The sequence below is a fragment of the Vibrio sp. FF266 genome (assembly GCF_041439695.1).
Taxonomy (GTDB): domain Bacteria; phylum Pseudomonadota; class Gammaproteobacteria; order Enterobacterales; family Vibrionaceae; genus Vibrio; species Vibrio tasmaniensis_A.
This window is the reverse complement of the sequence record NZ_JBGOOO010000001.1, coordinates 70,750-92,941: the sequence shown is the minus strand read 5'-3', so window position 1 is coordinate 92,941 and position 22,192 is coordinate 70,750. Positions and strand designations below refer to the sequence as shown.

Genomic DNA, 22,192 nt, shown 5'->3' with positions numbered 1-22,192 from the left:
CAAAAGTAAGGTTGTTTAATTATTCGTCACTCTCTCTAACGTACGATTGTTTTTATCTTACCGTTCAAGTTAGTATCCCATTTAGATACTGCATTGATACGACATGTGAAATGAATCAACAACAATTGGAAACAGAAGATTTGGGCGACGATGTCGTTGAATCTTCGGCAGAACAAAATAAGCTTCGTGATGCGTATGTACAAGAGCGCACTAATTTGGAAGTCGTGGAAATAGAGCTAAATCGTTCTAAGATCATAATGATTGATGAACAAGGCAGAAAGAAACGAGTACCGATTTTGTCTGAGCATTAGCCATAACTGGCTGCATTGTTAAATGTTGAGATGGAATTATCAAAATAATAAAAAGGAAAAACGATGAACACAGTACTTTCCCCAATTGAAGCGAGAATTATCGGTTGTTTGATCGAGAAAGAAGTGACTACTCCAGATCATTACCCACTGACACTAAATAGTTTAACAACGGCTTGTAATCAAAAGAGTAACCGTGAACCTGTGCTCTCTCTGTCTGAGTCAGACGTTTTAGATGCGGTTGATGGTTTGATCGGACGTCGTATGGTGAGCGATGAAAGCAGCTTCAACAGCCGAGTTAATAAGTATCAGCACCGTTTCTGCAACACTGAATTTGGTGATCTGCAATTTACAGAGCAAGAGCGTGCAATCATCTGCTGCATGCTGCTTCGTGGGGCCCAAACCCCGGGTGAGCTTCGTACTCGAACTGGTCGTCTTGCAAACTTTGGCGATGTGAAAGAGGTTGAATCAATACTCGAAAAACTCGCGGCAAGAGAAGCGGGTGCGTTAGTCGTGAAGTTACCACGAGAAGCGGGTAAACGAGAATCACGCTACCAACACTTACTGAGCGGCGAAGTAGACATTGAAGCGTTTGCGACGGCATCGGTAAGCGCTGTTTCATCATCTGCATCCAGTGAAAAGTTTGAAGAACTTGAATCCGAAGTCGCGAGCTTACGTGAAGAAGTGGCAGAGCTTAAGGCTCTGGTTGAATCACTGCTTTAAATGTCGGAATCTGACAAAAATGCGGATTGGGTCGTGTATTTGATCCGCAATCGACACAATGCCCTTTATTGTGGAGTGACGAATAACTTAGAACGTCGATTCGAACAACATCAAACGGGCAAAGGTGCAAAAGCCTTAAAAGGTAAAGGCCCACTTAAGCTGGTTTGGAGTATTGGTGTTGGGTCAAAAAGTGAGGCGTTAAAGACCGAATACGCGATCAAACAATTACCTAAATCTCGTAAAGAAAAATTAGTATCACTCAAACTAATCATTGAGTGGCAACAAGATAAAATTCAGTATATTCCAGTATCGTAACTTATCGTTAGAGTTCTTATTCTCGGCTGAATGTTAGTCACGTGAATTGTTGCAAGGTTACCACTTAAGTTATTGATTAAATGGTAATGTTTTTGTTTTTAATTGAGTTTTTTTATCTTAGGACTCATTAATCTTAATCTCTGTTCCAAATTTACACACTGCACATTTAGAATGACATTCCAATTAGTATTAGACGCTATCATTTATCCTCGTTGTCCTACATAATATCTTTCAGCCATACAAAGAGATGGTGTCATGCTAGGTTAAAAAAATGAGCCAAAGTAGCTCATATAAAACGAGAAAAATATGAAACGTTTACTTATATTATTGGGAGTTGCCGTGTTTTCTGCGTCTGCTCTCTCCCACGGTACCCACGTCCTGAATGGCTATTGGGAATATCAGGATTACCTCACTAAATTTCCAGAGCAAAAAGCATTGACCGATAAAATGGTTGAAGCTGTGCAAAATCTCCCTGTGCCATTGAGGCAAGTTCAGGATGAACCTATCACGATTTCAGTTGTGTACCCGGGGCAACAGATCTCTGATTATTGGGTTCGTAATATCCAAGCCTTTGAGAAACGCCTAGATAAATTGAGAATTAATTATCAAATAAATCAGGTTTTTACTCGTGATAATGCCAACCCTTCTCAGCAAAGTATCTCTTTGCAAGAAGCGATTGAAAATAAAACGGATTATTTGATTTTTACGTTAGAGACGACGCGGCACCGTAAGTTTATTGAGCATGTGTTGAGCTCAACGGACACCAAATTGATTTTGCAAAATATTACCACGCCAGTACGCGCTTGGGCAGATAGGCAGCCGTTCATGTACGTGGGTTTCGACCATATGACAGGTAGCTTAAAGCTGGCGGATTATTTCAAACAAGTGAGTGAACCGGACAGCAAGTATTCTGTGTTATATCGTTCTGAAGGTTATATTAGTGATGCTCGTGGAGATACCTTTGTCCATGATGTGAATTCTGATACTAACTTTGCTCTTAAGTCGTCGTTTTACACAAAATCAAGTAAAGAGAGCGGTTACCAAGCAGCTAAAATCAGCCTAGCTAACGATAAGGATCTAAACTTTATTTATGCATGCTCAACGGATGTTGCTCTGGGCGCAGCAGAAGCTATTCGAGAATCTGGTCGAGATGTATTAGTGAATGGCTGGGGAGGCGGCTCTGCAGAATTGGAAGCTATAGCAAGGGGCGACTTAGATGTTACGGTCATGCGCATGAATGATGATACGGGTATTGCGATGGCAGAGGCAATTAAATGGGATCTTACCGGGTTGGAAGTTCCTACCGTTTATTCAGGTGAGTTTGAAATTGTGACTAAAGAGGATTCTCCAGATCGTATTTTAGAACTTAAGCAGCGAGCATTTAGGTACTCAGACCAATAATGAAAAAAAGCTACGCCATTACACCAAAGAACACTTTAGCCAAATTAATTACGCGTATCATTATTTTAGTGATTGGCGTGATGGCGCTTGGCGTGCTTATTCATAACTACGAAACAAGCAGTAGGATCGTTAAGCAAGAGACGAATAGAACGGTTAAGCAAACTTCTAGCTTGATCCAAAACATGTTCGATTATCGATTGTCAGTGCTGCAAATCCATCAAGACAGTAGCTCACACAGTGAAACTTTAAGGGAGTATTTTGATACCAATAATGAAGAGGCTCTGAGCTACTTTTTTTATGGTGTTGACCAACGTGAGCCTGATCATGCTCCTGATTTGCGTTTTGTTTCAACTTATAATGGTTTAGCTTGGGAAGATGGCAATGGGCAGTTCTATGGTTTGGATGAATCTAGTTTAAAACATATATCTGATGAGGTCGCTTTTAGCAGTAACTGGCACTTCATTCAGCTGACTACGGATATCGGTAAGCGTCATTTGTTGGCTCGGCGAACCCCTATTGTTGATAACAAAACCGGTGAAGTTCTAGGGCAGCTTTATGTCGCTATTGTGCTCGACAACAATTTTTCATTGGCTGAATCTATCCAGCAAGGCAGCAATTGCGAAAATATCGTTATTGAAGCGCATGGTACTCCGGTGACATCGACATTCAGTGGCGATGAAAGCTATACGATAAAAGACGTCCTCAGCTATGAAATGTACGAGCAGCTACCTCGTCATTTCGTCACTATTGCAACCATTAAGATCAATGCTGTTGAAACCCCCCTAACCATTCGCGCGATCCAGAAAAACACTAACCTCATTGCACTCGAAGATAATTATGAACGTACCATCATTGTTATGATTGTGGTGATCATCATCATGTCTTTCCTTGCGCGATCTTGGATTCAAAGAAGAGTCGCGGCAGAACTTGATAAGTTAATGGAATTCACTCGTTCTGCAAGTGGTAATGAAGAGTTCAGCAAGTTTGATGGTTCAAATATTTTCGAATTTCACCACATTGGCTGCACGTTGGAAGATACTTTTGAGCGCTTATCTGAGCAACACCAAAAATTTCAAGATCTGTTTAATTTTGCGCATTCTCCAATTTTGGTTTGGTCCGAAAAAGGTGACTTAATTCAGATGAACCCAGCGGCTCGTATGGCGCTATTTGATGAAGATGATAACTATGGTGCAATGGCTCGAGAGTTTGAGCTCCGTATGTTGCCGAATATCCAGATGGTGGTTCAAGGCTCTAAACTAACGGGCATTAACGTGCCAATCGGCGAGAAGGTTTTTCGCTGGAACATGTCTGCAATCCGAGTTGAACACGGCATTACCGGTGTGGTGGTGCAAGGTCAAGATATTACTAAACTTATAGAAGCAGAAAGACAGGCAGATCGAGCGCGTGAAGAGGCAGAGCATCTTGCCAGTGTGCGTGCAGACTTCCTCGCTAAAATGAGTCACGAAATTCGTACGCCACTGAATGGTATTCTCGGTGTCTCTCAGTTGCTTAAACGTTCAATACACAGTGAAGATAACCGCGATCAGGTTGATGTACTTTGCCATAGTGCAGAACATCTACTGGCGGTACTAAACGATATTTTGGACTTCTCTAAGATAGAGCAGGGACAATTCAATATTCAGAAGAAAGATTTCCTTCTAGGCGAGTTGGTTAACACCTTAGATAGCATCTATCGCCCACTTTGTGAGGATAAATCCGTCGAGTTCACCATTGTGAATCACTTGGTTGATGACATCAAAATACACACCGACCAGGTTCGCTTGAACCAGATCATGTTTAATTTACTGAGCAATGCCCTTAAGTTCACTCATCAAGGCAGTATTTCCGTCAGTTTTGAAATCGAAAGTATCTTGAATACTGATTACGCTAGCTTGATTGTTCGAGTAAAAGACAGTGGCATCGGTATTGATGAGAGTAAGATCGATGCTATTTTTGAACCTTTTGTTCAAGCAGAAGAAACGACGACTCGGGAGTATGGCGGTTCAGGACTTGGGCTCACGATTGTAAAGAACCTTGTCGATATGCTGGAGGGAGACATTCAAGTCCGAAGCGTTAAAGATCAGGGGTCTGAGTTCATTATAGAAATCCCAGTGGAGTTACACTCCAAGCCTCTGTTAGCCGACGTTAAGAAACAAGCCGACATGGAGCCTGAGGCATTGTTTAGTCGTTCGTTGAAAGTGCTGCTAGTGGAAGATAATCACACCAACGCCTTTATCGCACAGGCATTTTGCAAAAAGTATGGGATGGTGGTTACTTGGGCAAAAGGTGGCTTGGAAGCGATAGAGCTAGCAAAAAGCACGGTTTACGATCTTATCTTAATGGATAATCAACTCCCTAATCTTGGTGGGATTGAAACCACACAGCAACTAAGAGAGCAAATTGGCGTAACAGCTCCGATTTATGCGTGTACTGCCGATGCTCAAGAGTCAACAAGAGATAGATTCATGGCTGCTGGAGCAAATTACGTGATCGTAAAACCGATAAAAGAAGCGTCGTTGCACAAAGCTTTTGTTCATTTCAAACAATTGTACTGGGATGATACTCAGTATTAAGTCGAAGCTAGAAAGTGAGTCACTGATTCAAGTAAACAACGGCTTACTCTTGCTGAAAAACAAAATACACTGCTTCAGATATGTACTTGATGGAGAAATATTGGATGGAACTGCAAACCTTATTGAATACTCTGGCTGATACCCCAGAAAGCGTGCAATTTGAAGATACAATACAAGTGATAGAAGCTCATTATGATTTTGCTGAGAGTGAATTTCGTAATGGCGATGTAGTGAATGCCGCTGGGCAGAATAATGGTTCGTGTAAGATTTTTGCTTTTGGTTTAGAGCAAGGTCTATCTGCAGAGCAAACACTTGCTTGTTTTGGTCAATTTTATCGTAATGACGTATTAGGTTTTCCCGAGAACACTGACCATCAAAATATTCGTAACTTCATGACTCATGGCTGGAGCGGAGTACAGTTTTCTCAGCCTGCGCTGATTGCAAAATCGAAGTAACCACTAACTAGATAACTATTAGTAAGTAGTAGGTCGAAACTTAATGTCGTATCTTGAAGCGAGAGACCAACCTCTCGCTTTTTTGTATATGATGAACAGGCTCGCAAACTCTTGACTAGGTTCGTAAGCTACTGAATAGGCAAGGCAGACAGGCATTTACGGCACATGCAAGCACCAGTTTTTGGAATATTGCTAGTATCACGCTTCTCTAACTCAAAGCACCAACACGTCTCTTTACCCGCACTAATATCGCATTGAGCTGGCTCATGACACTGCGGACATTGGTGAGTCGAACTCTCGCCACTAAGGTTATCCATGACTGACGTTCGTTCGTCTTCAGATAAGCCTTTCCAACCTATAATTTCATCCATTGTTCGAAAGCAGCCACTGCACATTCCGCCATTATTTTTACAAGCCGCTCGGCAAGGTGTTTTCATCTATCTAACCCATGATTCATTTGGGCTGAAATGTAGCATATTTGTTTCCTTTTTAAGAGTCATCAAACCAAAAACACAAGGGTCTGTTGAACTTTTGAGCTGATTTTTGCAGCACTTTGTGGGAAATTTCTACAAGGCAGAGGCTTTGAAGTGTAGCTAGCCTACATGAGAAGCCGATAACACAGTAGAAATGAACCACAAAGGCTGCCCGAAGGGTTCGGTTAGAATCGTTTTATACTTTGTTAAGATGTATTTACTTAGAATGACTAGGCTACATACATCTTGCCGCGCCTAAAACGATTCTATCTCGAACAAAAATTTAACCACGAAAGGTCAACAGACCCTAAGTAAAATCGACAAATGACCTCGTAATTTAAAGGTTTTTCATGTAGCATCTCGCCCCTTTTGTTGAGTGGGGGATATTATGTTTATTGGGTTTGATTATGGAACAGCGAACTGTTCTGTCGCGGCGATGGTTGATGGAGAACCAAGCCTGTTACCATTAGAAGGTAGCAACCATTATATTCCCTCAACGGTATTTGCACCTACTCGTGAGAGCGTTTCTGAGCACCTATTTCGCCATTTGAATATCAAACCGAGTGATGCGATTGGTGAGCAGGTGTTGCGACGTGCTATCGCTCTGAACCGAGAAGAGAGTATCGACCTAGTGCCAGAAGACATGGCATTTGGTCAGGCTGCATTGGACCTTTATTTGGAAGACCCTCGTGACGTTTATTACGTTAAGTCCCCTAAGTCTTTCCTTGGTGCCAGTGGATTGCATGATGTTCAGGTGAGTTTCTTCGAAGATTTAGTGTGCGCCATGATGGCGAATATCAAGCATCAAGCTGAAATCACGACTCAAGAGCCGATCAAACAAGCTGTTATTGGGCGACCAATTAACTTCCACGGTCGTGGTGGTGAAGAAGCAAACCGACAAGCAGAAGATATACTCTCACGTGCAGCCAAACGTGCAGGTTTCCTTGATATCGCTTTTCAGTTTGAACCGGTCGCTGCAGGCCTTGATTACGAAAGTACTCTGACTGAGAACCAAACGGTATTAGTTGTCGATATTGGTGGTGGTACCACCGATTGCTCATTGTTAGAAATGGGGCCAAGTTGGTCTGGTAAAGCGAACCGCACCCAAAGCTTGTTAGCACACAGTGGACAAAGGGTTGGGGGTAATGATCTTGATATTTACCTTGCCTTCAAACAATTGATGTCACCTTTCGGTATGGGTAGTAAGGGTATTTCGGGTATCGATATGCCGTTGACTCAATTCTGGAATCCAATTGCGATAAACAATGTAGAAGCTCAAAAAAACTTCTATTCAAGGGAAAACCTAGCCGCGTTAAAGTTACTTCGTAAAGAAGCTTCAGAGCCTCAAAAGTTAGACCGTTTAATGAAGGTCTATCACGATACTTTAGGTTACAGCATTGTGCGTCGGGCGGAAGAAGCCAAGATTGCATTGGCAGAATCCTCCCAATATCGAACAGCAATCAATGTTGCATCAGAGCTGATTGAAGTGGATATCTCCGTTGAGCAGATGATTGAAGCGATTGAAACGCCAAAATCTAAGATGATTGAATTGGTTAAAGAAGCGATTCAACAAGGTCAGAAAAAGCCAGATGTCATCTACATGACGGGTGGTTCAGCCCGTTCTCCTATTCTTCGAGAAGCAGTACAACAAGCCGTACCGAATGTGCCAATTGTGAGTGGTAACTATTTTGGTTCCGTAACCTCAGGCCTAGCACGTTGGGCTGAGGTTTGCTTCAAATAAGAATGTACTAACTTGTATTAGGGCAACCAGTCACGGATTGGTTGCCCTTTTTTGTATTTTCTCTAGTGAACTTTCAATAAAGCAATAACCAATAACCAATAAAGCAACTTTTCCTAGTTCAAATTGGGAATTGTTTCACAAGGCTAAATATTTCAGCACGGCTCATTATGTTACAGGATGTTTCTAAGTTAATGGTATGTCGCAGAATGGTCTGGAAAGTCGTTTGTAGCCTAAGTGTCTAATGCTGTTTTTATGATTGGAAAATCAAAAAATTGAAGGTTTTTTATATCAAAATATACCAAAAATTAGCTTACGGTTTGTTATTAATTATTTGTTTTTAATGGTTTTTTTTATTTTTATAGCGCGATTTTTTTTATTTTATATATTTTAATGCAACTTTTTTGTCAGTCGTATATTAGTGTTTTCCCACTTGTTAAATGCAGGTAACAACCTCTCCGTAAGCACGAGGTTGTTATGGAATCACTCTCCCAGTTACAAATGGATATGACAATGAATAAGAAACTTTTAGCGCTAGCAATTTCTGGTGCAGTATTTGGTACACAGGCAGTTGCGGTAGAGCTTTATAACGAAGACGGTACAGCCTTCTCTGTTGGTGGTCACGTTTCTGTAAACCTGAATGGTTCAGAGAAAGGCGATACGGATGTTGGTACAAACTCACCACGCATCAACTTTAATGCTACGCAAGAATTAGGCAATGGCTTCACAGCTGACGCTAAAGGCGAATGGGCGCTTAACTACCTAAACGGTGGTGATGAATCGTTTACTACTCGTCTTGGTTACGTAGGTTTAACTCATGATGAGCTAGGTCGTGCTGTTGCAGGTACGCAGTGGGCGCCATACTACGATGTAGCTTCAGCTACTGATATGCCGATCGCTTTCGCGAACGATTTCTTATACGACAACCACGGTGCACTAGGTACTGGTCGTGCAGACAAAATGGCAAGTTACCGCAACGGATTTGATTTTGGTGAAGCGGGTGAGCTTAGCTTTGGTCTAGGTTGGCAGGGCAGCAATGACGTAACGACTGACACTGAAAACGTTCTTGGTGGTGTTGTTGTTACTACTCGTTCAACGGTGTCTTACGATGACCGTATTCAAGCGACTCTTGGTTACTCAATCGCTGGTGTTAAATTGGGTTATGCCTTCAACACTGGTGACTTCAAAGAGGGTGGTGTTTCTAAGACGGCTGAATCTCACCTAGTTTCTGCTGCATACGGTTCTTACGGCTCAGGTTTATACCTAGCAGGTATCTACGCTTCAAACGAAAACATGAACGTAGGCCTTGAAGAAAGTGATGCATATGAATTGCTAGCGGCTTACGCTTTAGCGAACAGCTTAAACTTAAGCGTTAACTACGAAGTTGTTGAAGGCGAAGCGACGAAAGGCGCGGCAACACAAACTGACCGTGAAGAGCTAGCTCTACAAGCTGAATACAACTTTACGAGTAATGTTGTTGGCTACACTGGCTATCAGTTTGATCTAAACGATGCAGACAACAGAAAAACTGACGACAAGTGGACTATTGGTGCTCGTTTCTACCTATAAGTCGCGACTCATTTAGTTTGACCACTATTATGCATAGTGTTTACTCCTTAAATTTATCTTTTCGGATACTGTCCTAGACACCATGCTAAGCCCTCTCAAGCCTTTTGGTTTGAGAGGGCTGCTTTCGTTCTATATGCATCTGTTTTAGCTTTCCCTTCATGTTACCTTGCCATTCATTTCATCTACGTAGCGATGGTCTACGCAGCTATGATCTACGCTGCTATGGCTCTTGTCATCAGTTCTTATACGTCGCGATCTTCGAATAAAAGTATTTAAATCATTTAATTGAGCTAAAGATCAGAATTTAGATATTGATAACCATCTTGCCGAAGATTCTCTTTTAATGATGCGGTAAACTCTGCGCTCCAAAAAACAGTTTAGGGACAAACTATGAGCAGCGTTGTAGATCAGGAGCAATTGATGAATTCGAAACGAACAGCAACACCCAGCAAAGTACTGTGTATTGGGCGCAATTATGTTGATCACATCGAAGAGCTTAATAATGTTATCCCTGACTCTATGGTGGTGTTTAATAAGCCGAGCACTAGCGTTACGTCTTCTCTATCATCTTTCCATCAAGAAACGTTACATTATGAAGCTGAAATCTGCTTCATTGTTGAAAACGGTGAATACTCTGCCGTGGGGCTAGGTTTAGACCTTACCAAACGCGAGTTACAAAGTAGTTTGAAGGCGAAAGGTCTGCCTTGGGAGCGTGCTAAAGCTTTTGATGGTTCTGCTGTTTTTAGTCGCTTTGTTCCCATAGATAACTTGGACCTCTCTGACTTAAACATAGAGTTATTTATTAACTGTGTCCGCGTTCAAAAAGGGCATGTTGAACAGATGCTTTATTCCCCACAGACCATCCTCGAAGAGTTATCTTCTTATACGACTTTGCTTGACGGTGATGTTGTGATGACGGGCACTCCGAAAGGTGTTGGAGAGGTACATCAAGGTGATATTTTCCTTGGTCGTCTAAAGTGTGGCGAAACCACTGTGATTGAGATCGAGTGGGTAGCACGTTAATTAGTCTTTTGTATTTAGTTAATAAATTGGCTTTACTGTTCATTGATGGTGTTTAATTCGATTAATTTAACACCTAGCAACTGATTGCATCTGGAAGGGTGTTAGTAATTGATATAAAATTCGCCTCCATTTTTATCAATACTGAAACCCATGATCGATTTAACCATCCTACCTGTTTACCTGACGGCCGTTGTAGCTCTTCTCCTTTTACCAGGCCCTGATATGTTACTCATCGCAAGCTCAAGCATGAGCTATGGCCGTAAAGTCGGTGTGTTTGCGAGCTTAGGTAATGCGACTTCTGGAATTATCCTGACAGTATTGGCAGCAATGGGCGTTTCAGCATTGATTGCGATGAGTCCAGTGGCTTTAAAAGCCCTTCATCTATTAGGCGGTGCATACTTATTAAAGATGGGGTGGGATTGTCTTCGAACAGAACAGGGCAGTACGCCTGAGTTAAGCGACAACCGTGCTGCAAAAGCGTACTACCAACGAGCACTTATTAGTAACCTGCTTAATCCTAAAGCGTTGGTTTTTTTCGTGATGTTCTTACCGCAGTTTGTATCGACGAGTATTGAAGCGACTTCGGGTGAGCAGATGCTCGTTCTGGGCTTATTGCTGAATGTGCTAGGTTTGACGTTCAACTTTTTACTTGTGGCGTTAGTGGGTACTATTGGTAAATCTTTGGTAGAAAATGCTAAGTTTCGTACCTATCAGCAAAAAGTGATGGGCGGAGTTTTCATCGTGTTAGCGGTGTGGATGCTGTCTTCTTTCTTTACCTCGTAGACTGCAACTCAAACAGTTTATTGGGGTTGGCCGCCGATACAAAAATGGACGCTTCGAGCGTCCATTTTTTATGTCTATCAGTTACATATTGTACTTCATTGAACTGATGTTTTGAAAGAATGATGAGCTAAGAGTTCAGCTCTTTCTGGTGTTGTTCGATGAGCTTATCCATGTACTCTTCACCGCGCTTGCGAGTATCGTCATAGGTTTCTGTCCCTTCGAACTTTGTTACCGTCTCATAATAAACCTTAACTTTTGGCTCTGTACCTGAAGGTCTTACGATAATGCGTGAACCATCCTCGAGGTGATAGATGAGTACGTCACTTGCAGGCAGGTTAATGGCTTCAGTATTGCCTCCAATGACGAAGCGTAAAGAAGACTGCAGATCTTCAATCACAGAGATAGCGACACCGTTAATCGCTTTAGGCTGTGCTGAGCGGAGCTTAGAACCAATCGATGGTGAATCTGGGTCTAGGGCAATACTTCGCTGCGCGTTGGTATGAACCCCATGTTCAAATGAAATTTGAGCGAGAAGATCCCAAACGGTTCGCCCTTGAGATTTTAACTCCTCAACCAGTTGAGCAAACACGACGATAGCAGACAGCCCATCTTTGTCTCGTACCTGAGTACCAATTGTGTAGCCTAATGCTTCTTCATAGGCGAACAAGAACTCGTTTTTCTCATCTTCTAATTGCATGCCAATATTCGCTAACCATTTAAAGCCAGTCAGCGTTTGGAAGTAAGTCGCACCATGGGATTGAGCCACTTTCTCAAGTAGAGTTGAAGATACGATACTGTTACCAACTAACTGGTTTTTAGTGTGTGGCTTTGATAGCAAGTAGTGCGCGAATAACACACCCACTTGGTCACCCGTGAGCATTTTATAGGAAGCATCTTCAGTTCTGACTTTATCATCGGTTCGAACGGCAACCGCAAATCGGTCTGCATCTGGGTCATTAGCGCAAGCGATGTCGGCATCGACACTTTTTGCTAAGTTAACCACAAGATCCATCGCGCCTTTTTCTTCCGGGTTGGGGAAGTTCACGGTTGGGAAGTGACCATCTGGCTCTCTCTGTTCGGCAACACTGAACACCTTATGGAATCCAGAATCATGAAGTAGATCTTCCGCCATTTGTGCGCCGACACCATGCATAGCGGTATAGGTGATGGTGGTGTTCGCCGATTCGATCTCTTTACTCACGTGTGGGCTCTGGTTGATCGCAGCGCGGTACGTTTGATAATAGCCTTCAGTTAACCATACCAACTTACCTTGTGTTTCAGCGTCACTAAGGCTCATCAATGGGATGGCCTTGGTCGATGCGATGTCTATTTCAGCAGCAATGCCTGCATCATGAGGGGGAATGATTTGAGCGCCATTCTCCCAGTACACTTTGAAGCCATTGTACTCCGGCGGGTTGTGGCTCGCCGTCACGACAACCGCCGCTGCCGCGTTGAAGTGCTCAATACCAAAGGCAACGATAGGTGTCGCTGCAACATTCGAAGTTAGGTAAACCTTAATACCTAAAGCGGTGAGTACAGAAGCTGTATCAATCGCGAATTGCTTTGAATCTAAACGACCGTCGTAGCCAACCACTACACCACGCATAGAGGCATTTTCGACATGTTCAATTAAATAGTGGCCAAGGCCTGTTGCTGTTTCTTGTATGACCAAGCGGTTCATTCTATTTGGGCCGCATCCGACTTTGCCGCGCAGTCCCGCCGTTCCGAATTCTAATCGTTGAATAAAGCGGTCTTCAAGTTCGTCGTGCATTCCCTCATCGATAAGGTATTGAAGCTCTTCACGAGTTCTTGGGTCTGGGTCTCTCGCTAACCAGTTCATTGCATCTTGCATAATCACTAAACCTTTTAATATCGGGGTGTCTTTCTGTTGATTTAATTTAAATGATACTGATTATCATTTCTATGAAAGCAATCGTAAAACTCGATTTAAAATAAATTCCAACAGTAAGGGAAAGGCATATGGGTAAAGCCACTTCAAATAATTGACTGTTTAATAAGTAAACTTACCTTGAACAATTGGATATCACTAACTAGCCTTTTACATAAATATAACAAAACTTAACAAGTTCGTCGTTTTTGAATCTTTAGTGGAAACTTACAACACTTATGATCCGTATTGGTTCTTAAGTTCAGATGAGGTCAGCAGCCCGTTTACAGGCTAGCTCCATGTGAGTTGTAGATTGAGATTCAGCTTTTCATGTTCAGCTGGAATAACAATGAATGTTGTCTGGCTCGGAATGACATGTAGTTCGTAATGAAACGTAGCTCGCAACGAATATAGCTCGTAACGAAACACAGCTCGCAACGACATTTAGGTCGCAAGTATCCAATTAGGAAGGATAAGGAGAGATCTTTTGAAAAGATTACTGGTTAGGCTAGCGTGGCTTTTGAAAAGTTTTGTTGTGGTTTTGGTGTCGCCTTTGGTGCATGCAAGCACTGAATACAACATGACTCAAGGTGTCACTGAGATCAGCGGTAAGGTATACGAGCTTCATATGCTGATCTTCTATATCTGCTGTGCGATTGCCTTTGTTGTTTTTGGAGTGATGTTCTATTCGATTCTGAGGCACAGAAAGTCGAAGGGGGCGGTTGCTGCTCATTTTCACGAAAGCACGAAAGTAGAAATTCTTTGGACCATCATCCCTATTATTATCCTTATCGCTATGGCGATACCCGCCACTAAAACCTTGATAGCGATGGAAGACACCTCCCAATCAGATCTGACCGTTAAAATCACAGGGTCACAATGGAAATGGCATTACAGCTATTTTGGTGAAGACGTTGAGTTTTTCAGCCTCCTAGCAACCAGTGATAAAGAGATTGAAGGCATTGAAGTGAAAGGCGCGCATTACCTGCTAGAAGTTGATAAGCCACTTGTACTGCCTATCAATCGTAAAGTCCGCTTTTTGATGACTTCCGATGATGTTATTCACTCATGGTGGGTACCAGCTTTTGCCGTTAAGAAAGATACCATTCCGGGTTTCATCAATGAGGCTTGGACAAAGATAGATGAGCCCGGTGTTTATCGAGGCCAGTGTGCTGAGTTATGTGGTCGTGCTCATGGCTTTATGCCGATAGTGGTGCATGCGATGGAAGAAGCTGAGTATGACGCATGGTTAGCCGAACAAAAAGAATTGGCGGTAGACGCACAGCAAGCTGCGCAAGATGCATTAGATGCGTCACTTTCCTTGGAAGATCTCAATACCATTGGCGAAGAGGTGTATAAAACTCGTTGTGCGGTGTGTCACCAAGTTAACGGCGAAGGTATTCCCGGAGCATTTCCTGCCATAAAAGGAAGCCCTATTGCGCTTGGCGATGTGGATGTTCATATCGACACTATTGTTTATGGTCGTGGCGGGACGGCGATGCAAGCATTCGATAATCAGTTAACCGAGAAAGAGATCGCAGCGGTCGTGACTTATCAACGAAACGCTTGGGGTAATGATACGGGCGATATTGTTCAGGCTTCAGATGTGAACGCTTATAAAGCCAAGCAAGAAGGCGGGGAACAAGCTTCTGACGAACAAGGTTCAACGGACGAAACGCAAGGTTCAACGGATGGAACGCAAGGCTTAATGGATGAAGCACAAAACGATGCTAAGGAGCAGTTATGAGTTCACCAATCAAAAAGCCGGTGAAATCGGCTCCAGCAGAAGACCAAGCACTGAGCCATTCTACGGAAGGTACACTAGGCAATAATGATTTGCCTGTTGATGATCACGACTCACATGCGGCACCCAAAGGTTGGGCGCGTTGGCTTTACTCAACCAATCATAAAGACATTGGTACATTATATCTTTGGTTCAGTTTTGCGATGTTCTTAACGGGTGGTGCCATGGCAATGGTGATCCGTGCAGAGCTCTTTCAACCAGGGTTACAACTCGTTGAGCCCGATTTCTTTAATCAGATGACGACTGTCCATGGCTTGATCATGGTGTTTGGCGCAGTAATGCCCGCTTTTACGGGCTTGGCTAACTGGATGATTCCGATGATGATCGGTGCACCAGATATGGCGCTGCCGAGAATGAACAACCTCAGTTTCTGGATTCTGCCTTTTGCGTTTCTAATCTTAATCGGATCTTTGTTTACAGAAGGGGGCGGCCCGAGCTTTGGTTGGACCTTCTACGCGCCACTCTCAACAACTTATGGCCCAGACAGCACCGCGCTATTCGTATTCTCAGTTCATATTATGGGGATCAGTTCGATCATGGGGGCGATTAACGTGATCGTAACCATAGTGAACATGCGCGCGCCGGGCATGACTTGGTTCAAGCTACCGATGTTCGTATGGACTTGGTTAATTACCGCTTTCTTGCTGATAGCCGTGATGCCCGTGCTCGCCGGGGCTGTGACCATGGTACTGACTGACAAATATTTTGGGACAAGCTTCTTTGATGCCGCTGGTGGTGGGGACCCAGTGATGTTCCAGCACATATTCTGGTTCTTTGGGCACCCCGAAGTGTACATCATGATCTTGCCGTCTTTTGGTATTGTCTCAGCCATCATTCCAGCATTCAGTGGTAAGCGTCTGTTTGGCTACCACTCTATGGTGTACGCGACTTGTAGTATCGCATTGTTGTCATTCTTGGTTTGGGCGCACCACATGTTCACCACGGGTATGCCAGTATTTGCCGAATTGTTCTTCATGTATTGCACTATGCTGATTGCGGTGCCGACCGGTGTGAAAGTCTTCAACTGGGTGGCGACCATGTGGCGGGGTGCTTTGACCTTTGAGACCCCAATGCTGTTTGCGATTGCCTTTATTGTTTTGTTTACGATTGGTGGGTTATCTGGATTGATGCTTGCTATCGTGCCTGCGGATTTCCAATACCACGATACCTATTTTGTTGTGGCTCATTTCCACTATGTTCTGGTGACAGGCGCCGTGTTCTCAATTATGGCCGCAGCTTATTACTGGCTGCCGAAATGGACTGGGCATATGTACGACCACAAGCTCAGTCTGTGGCATTTCTGGACGTCGGTAATCTCAGTTAATGTACTGTTCTTCCCTATGCACTTTTTAGGGCTAGCGGGCATGCCGCGTCGTATTCCAGATTACGCCATTCAATTTGCTGACGTTAACCAAGTCGTGTCGATTGGAGGTTTTGCCTTTGGGTTGTCTCAGTTGATTTTCTTATGGCTAGCTATTAAGTGCGTAAGAGGCGGAGAGCCTGCACCAAGCAAGCCTTGGGATAGGGCTGAAGGGCTAGAATGGACAGTACCAAGCCCAGCGCCTCACCACACCTTTACTCATCCACCTAAAGTTGATTAGAGGAATGAGCTATGAGTGATAAGCAAAGCGACCCCAATCAAGATAATAAACAACCCAAGCAGCTGTCTAATAAGCGATCGACTAAAAAGCTGACGGGCTACTTGGTGTTGAGCGTGGTTGCGATGTTTGGCTTCGGTTTCGCTTTGGTTCCTCTGTATGACGTAATGTGTGAAGCCTTGGGGATCAACGGCAAAACCAACACGGTCTCTGCCGTTCAACCTCAGGGAATGCAGCCTGATTACTCTCGTACTGTTCGAGTGGAATTCATGTCGCACATTAAGCCAGATATGCCGTGGCAGTTTTCGCCTGAAGTTCGAGTGTTAGAGGTTCATCCTGGTGAGGTGGTTCAAACTAACTACATTGCCAAAAACCTCTCTGGAGCCTCATTGGTTGGCCAAGCCGTACCATCGGTTTCTCCAGGTATTGGGGCAACTTATTTCAATAAGATGGAATGCTTTTGCTTTAATCAGCAGCCATTGGACGGGCACAAGAGCGCAGAAATGGGTTTGATATTTTACATTGAGCCAGATATTCCAGAATCGATACATACACTCACGCTCTCATATACGCTGTTTAACATCACGAGTCAGGTGAGTGGAAAGGCAAGTAAGCCTGAAGTGAGTACATCAACATTGAGCACACTACAATCTGGCTCACCAAAAGCGAGCACACTCGCAAGTAACTAGGGATTTACAGAACCAGTATCAACATAAGGAGTTGAACGATGAGTTCTAAAAAGGAAGTTTATTTCGTTCCACATCAAAGTCACTGGCCATTAGTGGGTGCTGTAGCACTGTTTTTGGTCGCGGTTGGTGCTGGCTTGACGGTGCAAAATATGGGCACCGACGCAGCCGGTGGTGTATTTGGCAAAGCGGTGTTGTTAGTCGGGTTTGCTGTGCTGCTTTACATGCTCGCAGGTTGGTTCAGCAATGTGATCACAGAATCATTAAGTGGCGTTTATTCTGAGCAGATATCTCGTTCTTTTAGACAAGGAATGAGTTGGTTTATTTTCTCCGAAATCATGTTCTTCGGCGCTTTCTTTGGCGCGCTTTTCTATGCTCGTATGATTTCTGTACCTTGGATTGGTGGTGCGGGTAATAATGAAATGACCCATGAAGTATTGTGGCCGATGTTCCAATCGATATGGCCATTAACGACTACCCCTGATGGCGTAACGACACAAGCCATGCCTTGGCAAGGTATCCCGCTTAAGAACACCATTATCCTGCTGCTTTCCTCTGTGACGCTGCACATGGCACATATCAGTCTTGAACAAAATAAGCGTATGGCTTTGATCGTCTGGTTGGAGATAACCATTGTTCTGGCTGGCTTCTTCCTGTTCTTTCAAGTTGAAGAGTATCTTCACGCTTATCAAGAGATGGGGCTGACACTTCAGTCTGGTATCTACGGCAATACCTTCTTCTTGTTGACTGGGTTCCATGGTTTGCATGTCTGTTTAGGAACTATCTTTTTGATCGTGTTGCTGGCAAGAGTTGCGAAAGACCACTTCACTCCGAAAGACCACTTTGCGTTCCAAGCGGGCAGTTGGTATTGGCACTTTGTTGATGTGGTTTGGTTAGGTCTGTTCGTGTTTGTCTATGTACTTTGATGATGTACGGGCTGCTTTAAGTCGTGTTTTGAAGAATAAATAAGTTTGAAAACTTGAATGCCTTAGTAAGGTCTTGGATTTGGAGTGATGGTGCCTGAGGCTAGGGCAAGTAACAATAATAGCACTACGATGGCAGACAGCATCACACGGCGACCTAAGAAGTGACTCAGTCTTTTGCCATTGTGTTTACCTGAGGCGATTTGAATTAGGCCTTTCATCAAATTGAAAGCGATGAAGAACAGCAAAGCGACTAACACAATTTTAAACAACAACACAAAGGTAGATGACGCCATAGTGATAACTCCAAACCGATTGATTGATTATGAACACAAGTCCCGCAGTAAAGGTTTTTGGATAGCGGTTGTTTTAACTGTGGTTTCAGTCGGCATTTTAATCAAGTTGGGTTTGTGGCAGTTAGATCGAGGTAACGAGAAATTGCGCTATGAAATGCAGCTATCAGAAAGAGCGCAGCAATCGTCTAGGTCATTGGATACGGTTATCTCTGAATGGAAGGGCTCGCGTACACAAATGCAAGGTGCATCTGAACTGCCGTCTTTAAATGGTTTGAGAGTTGACGTGGAGCTGGAAACACCCAGTGGATTAGTGGTTTTGTTAGACAACCAGATTAACCAAGGAACAGTGGGGTATGTGATTTACATGTTGGGTGAGGTTCGCTTTAAAGATGAAAACAATTCCTTAGTGGCTGAAAAGCAGTTATTGATCGATCTGGGGTTCGTTGCGGCAAGTAATGACAGAAGAGAGCTTCCACAACTAGGAAACATAACACTACCAACCAATATGTCAGGGCGTTTGTACACTCGTTCGTTGAACCCTCTAAGTCATGAGCTGGGTTTAGAAAACACAATGCCTAAAAGAATTCAGAACATCAACATAACAGCGCTATCACAGTACACCGGGCAAGAAGTGCTGCCCTTTGTCTTCCAACCTCAGAGTTTAGATGCATGGCCCTATGAAATGTTATGGCGTCCAACGGCGATGAAATCTGAGAAGCACTTTGGTTACTCATTTCAATGGTTTGTTATGGCTGCGGTACTTTTGTTTTTGACGATGTTGATTGGCTATCGGTACCTAAAGGCAACACCTATCACGAGGAACAAGGATGGATAAATCTCAAGCACAAGTGAACAGGGAAATTACCGAGGCAAACATGGCTGAGCTCAGAAGCCGTCGTACTAAAGGGCGCTTGGTATTAATTGGACTTGTTTTAATTTTCGCTTTGCCAGCCATTATCGCCAAAACTGTGCTAGACCAGAATTGGTATACCTCAGGTGTCACTAACTCAGGCGAATTGGTAGAACCAAGAACCACGCTTGCGGATTTCGGAGTAACGGTACCCATGGCTGGAGAAGGGTGGTTAGTGGGTTATATCGCACCGATGGAGTGCGAAAGCTTGTGTGAACAACAGCTTCATTATTTGAATCAAAGCTACTTAGCGTTAGGGAAAAACAAAGAGCGCGTGACTGCCGTTGTTTTTGTCTCAGAAGGTAATTCGTTATCGGGTTCGCTCGATAAGCCGGATTTATCTTTGTTAGCTGGTGGTGATCAGTTAAGCACTGAGTTTTCGCCTGCTTCGATTGTCATTATTGACCCACTGGGGCAGTTGGTCATGGAATACAAAAGTGTTTCTGACCCGTCTCAGTTAGTTAGTCAATCTAAAGGCATGATTCATGATCTAAGAAAGCTGCTTAAGCTGTCACGAGTTGGGTAGTTAATTAGCTTAAGTTGATAAGCTGGAATTGATGAGCTTGAGTTGGTGGGCTGTAGCAAATTGCGTTAATGCTGAGTGTTGTTAGCGAAAAGGGAATAAATATAGGGAGATAAACGATGCAGAATAGAGCCCCTGATTTACTCATACACATGATGAGATTAACGATCTTATTAACCCTTATCGTGATCGTGCTCGGCGCTTATACCCGTTTGTCGGATGCTGGCCTTGGCTGTCCTGATTGGCCAGGGTGTTACGGCAAGATAACCGTTCCTTCTGATGCCCAAGCAGTGAATCAAGCCAATCTACAATTTCCAGAACGTGTTCTCGAAGCAGACAAAGCGTGGATAGAGATGATTCATCGCTACTTTGCCGGAACATTAGGGCTGCTTATCTTTGTAGTCGTCGCTTGGTGTATTAAGAAGAACATTACTTCAGCTGGGCTACCATTACTTATCTCGGCAACCGTAATATTTCAGGCTTTGCTTGGAATGTGGACGGTGACTCTCAAGTTGATGCCCGTTGTGGTTATGGCACATTTGATGGGGGGCTTCACGCTACTGTCGCTATTGTGTCTGCTCTACTGTCGTTTGTCTCAATTTCAAAGCCGTTTTGGTGAGGCTACGTATACTTCGTCACTTAAGGCTTGGGCGCTGTTCGGGCTACTCATTGTGGTCGGGCAGATACTGCTTGGTGGTTGGACATCGTCGAACTATGCCGCGTTGGTGTGTACACAGTTACCCATATGTGAAGGTAACTGGATGAGCTATCTCGACTTCAAAAATGCGTTTGATTTTGCTCAACACGGCCATGATAACTATGAGTTTGGTGTGTTGGAATATCCCGCAAGGCTCACCATCCATGTCATGCACAGGTTCGGGGCTATTTTGGCGACGTTAACGGTGCTGATGATCGTGTACCAGCTATGGAAATTTGGCCAAGTGCCTCACCAAAAGCTGAGCGTGATTGTCGCATTAGTATTGTTTACTCAAATCAGCCTTGGGATCAGTAACGTATGGTTTCATTTACCCATTTCAGTTGCGGTTTTGCATAACCTAGTCGCAGCGATGTTGCTAATCAGCATGGTGGTGACCAATTTTGTGGTCTGGCAACGCAAACCGAGTGAGAGCTTGGTGAAGAACAGTGTATTACAAGGAGGTAATCATGGTCAGTAGAACGTCAACACAACATGGAGTGGTGGTTCAAGGCGTAGCCTCAAGTCCTAAGATAGCAGCTAGCAATGACATCGCTTTAAATAACGAAACGGCTGCAAAAAACAAAGCTGTTTGGAAGGTCTATTTAACACTGACCAAGCCGAAAGTGGTGGCTTTGATGCTGCTAACTGCATTGGTTGGAATGTGTTTGGCTGTGCCGAATGGATTGCCTTTGCAACAAACTCTGTTCGGGATGATTGGGATAGGGTTAATGGCTGGTTCGGCAGCTGCGTTTAACCATTTGATCGACAAAAAGATCGATGGACAAATGACTCGAACAAATCGACGACCTTTACCATCCGGTGAACTGAGTAGTGCGCGCGTGTTCAGCTTTGCCGCGGGTATTGGCTTACTTGGTTTCGTCACGCTTGTGGTGTGGGTCAATCAACTCACCGCTTGGTTAACCTTTGCAAGCTTATTGGGCTACGCGGTGATCTATACCATGTACTTGAAGCGAGCGACGCCACAGAACATCGTAATTGCAGGGATCGCAGGCGCTATGCCTCCGCTTTTGGGCTGGACGGCAGTCACCAACGAGCTGCATTCAAACGCTTGGTTGTTGGTGATGATCATCTTTATCTGGACCCCTCCGCACTTTTGGGCATTGGCAATTCACCGTCGTGACGAGTATGCCAAAGTGAGCATCCCCATGCTGCCTGTGACCCACGGAATCGAATACACCAAGACTTCTATTTTGCTCTATACCTTGTTGCTTAGCATCGTGTGTATATTGCCTGTATTGGTCGGCATGAGCAGCTGGATATATCTGAGCGCTTCATTGATACTCAACGGTGGGTTTGTTTATCACGCTTGGGTACTTAAGTATCGTGATGAGCCTAACATGGCGATGAAGACCTTCAAGTTCTCCATTTATCATCTTATGATTTTGTTTGTTGCTCTGTTGGCGGATCATTATTTGCTCTGATAGCTCTGATAGCTCTGATAGCTCTGATAGCTCTGATAGCTCTGATAGCTCTGATAGCTGTATA

Annotated in this window: 21 protein-coding genes; 18 read left to right on the top strand and 3 right to left on the bottom strand. The window is 43.8% G+C overall.

Annotated features, from left to right (window positions below; genetic code table 11):
* Nucleotides 1-110 precede the first annotated feature (110 nt).
* The 6 genes from ACED59_RS00415 to ACED59_RS00390 all read left to right on the top strand — a co-directional run bounded on the left by ACED59_RS00415 (nt 111) and on the right by ACED59_RS00390 (nt 5,775).
* Nucleotides 111-311 carry a hypothetical protein gene (locus tag ACED59_RS00415; protein ID WP_009845676.1) on the top strand — a complete coding sequence of 67 codons (201 nt, stop codon included), beginning with the start codon at nt 111-113 and terminating at the stop codon, nt 309-311.
* A 63-nt stretch (nt 312-374) separates the two neighbouring features.
* Nucleotides 375-1,031, top strand: a complete 657-nt coding sequence (locus tag ACED59_RS00410; RefSeq protein WP_017097031.1) for a YceH family protein — start codon at nt 375-377, stop codon at nt 1,029-1,031.
* A complete protein-coding gene (locus ACED59_RS00405; RefSeq protein WP_009845674.1) occupies nt 1,032-1,346 on the top strand; it encodes a GIY-YIG nuclease family protein in 315 nt (104 codons plus the stop codon).
* 306 nt (nt 1,347-1,652) lie between these two features.
* Entirely contained in the window at nt 1,653-2,747 is a 1,095-nt protein-coding gene (locus ACED59_RS00400; RefSeq protein ID WP_017097030.1) for a substrate-binding domain-containing protein, read from the top strand.
* Nucleotides 2,747-5,320 carry a quorum-sensing autoinducer 2 sensor kinase/phosphatase LuxQ gene (gene luxQ / locus ACED59_RS00395; protein WP_017097029.1) on the top strand — a complete coding sequence of 858 codons (2,574 nt, stop codon included), beginning with the start codon at nt 2,747-2,749 and terminating at the stop codon, nt 5,318-5,320. Before ACED59_RS00400 ends, luxQ begins: the two co-directional genes overlap by 1 nt.
* Nucleotides 5,321-5,424: 104 nt before the next feature.
* A complete protein-coding gene (locus ACED59_RS00390; protein ID WP_017097028.1) occupies nt 5,425-5,775 on the top strand; it encodes a HopJ type III effector protein in 351 nt (116 codons plus the stop codon).
* 128 nt (nt 5,776-5,903) lie between these two features.
* On the opposite strand, the gene ACED59_RS00385 is transcribed toward ACED59_RS00390, so the two are convergent.
* Nucleotides 5,904-6,212, bottom strand: a complete 309-nt coding sequence (locus ACED59_RS00385) for a DUF1289 domain-containing protein (protein ID WP_009845670.1) — start codon at nt 6,210-6,212, stop codon at nt 5,904-5,906.
* 424 nt (nt 6,213-6,636) lie between these two features.
* On the opposite strand from ACED59_RS00385, the gene yegD reads away from it, so the two are divergent.
* The 4 genes from yegD (at nt 6,637) to ACED59_RS00365 (ending at nt 11,361) form a co-directional block, all read left to right on the top strand.
* A complete protein-coding gene (yegD, locus tag ACED59_RS00380; RefSeq protein WP_009845669.1) occupies nt 6,637-7,989 on the top strand; it encodes a molecular chaperone in 1,353 nt (450 codons plus the stop codon).
* A 510-nt stretch (nt 7,990-8,499) separates the two neighbouring features.
* Nucleotides 8,500-9,555, top strand: coding sequence for a porin (locus tag ACED59_RS00375; protein ID WP_017097026.1), 1,056 nt, complete (start codon nt 8,500-8,502; stop codon nt 9,553-9,555).
* A gap of 390 nt (nt 9,556-9,945) precedes the next feature.
* Entirely contained in the window at nt 9,946-10,578 is a 633-nt protein-coding gene (locus ACED59_RS00370) for a fumarylacetoacetate hydrolase family protein (protein ID WP_009845667.1), read from the top strand.
* Between the two features lie 150 nt (nt 10,579-10,728).
* Nucleotides 10,729-11,361, top strand: a complete 633-nt coding sequence (locus ACED59_RS00365; RefSeq protein WP_017097025.1) for a LysE family translocator — start codon at nt 10,729-10,731, stop codon at nt 11,359-11,361.
* A gap of 127 nt (nt 11,362-11,488) precedes the next feature.
* Here ACED59_RS00365 and ACED59_RS00360 read toward each other — a convergent pair whose 3' ends face one another.
* Nucleotides 11,489-13,213, bottom strand: a complete 1,725-nt coding sequence (locus ACED59_RS00360; RefSeq protein ID WP_029223817.1) for a phospho-sugar mutase — start codon at nt 13,211-13,213, stop codon at nt 11,489-11,491.
* 523 nt (nt 13,214-13,736) lie between these two features.
* Here ACED59_RS00360 and coxB point away from each other — a divergent pair.
* From coxB to ACED59_RS00340, 4 genes are read left to right on the top strand one after another with little or no spacing between them, the layout of a single operon-like run.
* Nucleotides 13,737-14,996, top strand: a complete 1,260-nt coding sequence (gene coxB, locus ACED59_RS00355) for a cytochrome c oxidase subunit II (protein ID WP_017097023.1) — start codon at nt 13,737-13,739, stop codon at nt 14,994-14,996.
* Nucleotides 14,993-16,654 carry a cytochrome c oxidase subunit I gene (gene ctaD / locus ACED59_RS00350; protein ID WP_017097022.1) on the top strand — a complete coding sequence of 554 codons (1,662 nt, stop codon included), beginning with the start codon at nt 14,993-14,995 and terminating at the stop codon, nt 16,652-16,654. The genes coxB and ctaD overlap by 4 nt, the downstream gene beginning before the upstream one ends.
* 11 nt (nt 16,655-16,665) lie before the next feature.
* Nucleotides 16,666-17,340 carry a cytochrome c oxidase assembly protein gene (locus ACED59_RS00345; protein ID WP_017097021.1) on the top strand — a complete coding sequence of 225 codons (675 nt, stop codon included), beginning with the start codon at nt 16,666-16,668 and terminating at the stop codon, nt 17,338-17,340.
* Nucleotides 17,341-17,378: 38 nt separating this feature from the next.
* Nucleotides 17,379-18,263, top strand: a complete 885-nt coding sequence (locus ACED59_RS00340; RefSeq protein ID WP_017097020.1) for a cytochrome c oxidase subunit 3 — start codon at nt 17,379-17,381, stop codon at nt 18,261-18,263.
* 62 nt (nt 18,264-18,325) lie between these two features.
* Here ACED59_RS00340 and ACED59_RS00335 read toward each other — a convergent pair whose 3' ends face one another.
* Nucleotides 18,326-18,556: a DUF2909 family protein gene (locus ACED59_RS00335; RefSeq protein ID WP_009845660.1), complete on the bottom strand. Its 231-nt coding sequence runs from the start codon at nt 18,554-18,556 to the stop codon at nt 18,326-18,328.
* Here ACED59_RS00335 and ACED59_RS00330 point away from each other — a divergent pair.
* The 4 genes from ACED59_RS00330 to cyoE all read left to right on the top strand — a co-directional run bounded on the left by ACED59_RS00330 (nt 18,495) and on the right by cyoE (nt 22,128).
* Complete coding sequence (locus ACED59_RS00330) at nt 18,495-19,391, top strand: SURF1 family protein (protein ID WP_331283858.1); 897 nt, start codon at nt 18,495-18,497, stop codon at nt 19,389-19,391. The two genes, ACED59_RS00335 and ACED59_RS00330, sit on opposite strands and share 62 nt — an antisense overlap.
* Complete coding sequence (locus ACED59_RS00325; RefSeq protein ID WP_017097019.1) at nt 19,384-19,992, top strand: hypothetical protein; 609 nt, start codon at nt 19,384-19,386, stop codon at nt 19,990-19,992. Before ACED59_RS00330 ends, ACED59_RS00325 begins: the two co-directional genes overlap by 8 nt.
* A gap of 116 nt (nt 19,993-20,108) precedes the next feature.
* Nucleotides 20,109-21,164, top strand: a complete 1,056-nt coding sequence (locus ACED59_RS00320; RefSeq protein WP_017097018.1) for a heme A synthase — start codon at nt 20,109-20,111, stop codon at nt 21,162-21,164.
* Nucleotides 21,154-22,128, top strand: coding sequence for a heme o synthase (gene cyoE / locus ACED59_RS00315; protein WP_069595552.1), 975 nt, complete (start codon nt 21,154-21,156; stop codon nt 22,126-22,128). Before ACED59_RS00320 ends, cyoE begins: the two co-directional genes overlap by 11 nt.
* Nucleotides 22,129-22,192: the final 64 nt, after the last annotated feature.

Coding starts and splice junctions, on each gene's coding strand:
- ACED59_RS00415 (WP_009845676.1), top strand. CDS start 111: ATGAATCAACAACAATTGGAAACAGAAGATTTGGGCGACGATGTCGTT.
- ACED59_RS00410 (WP_017097031.1), top strand. CDS start 375: ATGAACACAGTACTTTCCCCAATTGAAGCGAGAATTATCGGTTGTTTG.
- ACED59_RS00405 (WP_009845674.1), top strand. CDS start 1,032: ATGTCGGAATCTGACAAAAATGCGGATTGGGTCGTGTATTTGATCCGC.
- ACED59_RS00400 (WP_017097030.1), top strand. CDS start 1,653: ATGAAACGTTTACTTATATTATTGGGAGTTGCCGTGTTTTCTGCGTCT.
- luxQ (WP_017097029.1), top strand. CDS start 2,747: ATGAAAAAAAGCTACGCCATTACACCAAAGAACACTTTAGCCAAATTA.
- ACED59_RS00390 (WP_017097028.1), top strand. CDS start 5,425: ATGGAACTGCAAACCTTATTGAATACTCTGGCTGATACCCCAGAAAGC.
- ACED59_RS00385 (WP_009845670.1), bottom strand. CDS start 6,212: ATGAAAACACCTTGCCGAGCGGCTTGTAAAAATAATGGCGGAATGTGC.
- yegD (WP_009845669.1), top strand. CDS start 6,637: ATGTTTATTGGGTTTGATTATGGAACAGCGAACTGTTCTGTCGCGGCG.
- ACED59_RS00375 (WP_017097026.1), top strand. CDS start 8,500: ATGAATAAGAAACTTTTAGCGCTAGCAATTTCTGGTGCAGTATTTGGT.
- ACED59_RS00370 (WP_009845667.1), top strand. CDS start 9,946: ATGAGCAGCGTTGTAGATCAGGAGCAATTGATGAATTCGAAACGAACA.
- ACED59_RS00365 (WP_017097025.1), top strand. CDS start 10,729: ATGATCGATTTAACCATCCTACCTGTTTACCTGACGGCCGTTGTAGCT.
- ACED59_RS00360 (WP_029223817.1), bottom strand. CDS start 13,213: ATGCAAGATGCAATGAACTGGTTAGCGAGAGACCCAGACCCAAGAACT.
- ctaD (WP_017097022.1), top strand. CDS start 14,993: ATGAGTTCACCAATCAAAAAGCCGGTGAAATCGGCTCCAGCAGAAGAC.
- ACED59_RS00345 (WP_017097021.1), top strand. CDS start 16,666: ATGAGTGATAAGCAAAGCGACCCCAATCAAGATAATAAACAACCCAAG.
- ACED59_RS00340 (WP_017097020.1), top strand. CDS start 17,379: ATGAGTTCTAAAAAGGAAGTTTATTTCGTTCCACATCAAAGTCACTGG.
- ACED59_RS00330 (WP_331283858.1), top strand. CDS start 18,495: ATGAAGAACAGCAAAGCGACTAACACAATTTTAAACAACAACACAAAG.
- ACED59_RS00335 (WP_009845660.1), bottom strand. CDS start 18,556: ATGGCGTCATCTACCTTTGTGTTGTTGTTTAAAATTGTGTTAGTCGCT.
- ACED59_RS00325 (WP_017097019.1), top strand. CDS start 19,384: ATGGATAAATCTCAAGCACAAGTGAACAGGGAAATTACCGAGGCAAAC.
- ACED59_RS00320 (WP_017097018.1), top strand. CDS start 20,109: ATGCAGAATAGAGCCCCTGATTTACTCATACACATGATGAGATTAACG.
- cyoE (WP_069595552.1), top strand. CDS start 21,154: ATGGTCAGTAGAACGTCAACACAACATGGAGTGGTGGTTCAAGGCGTA.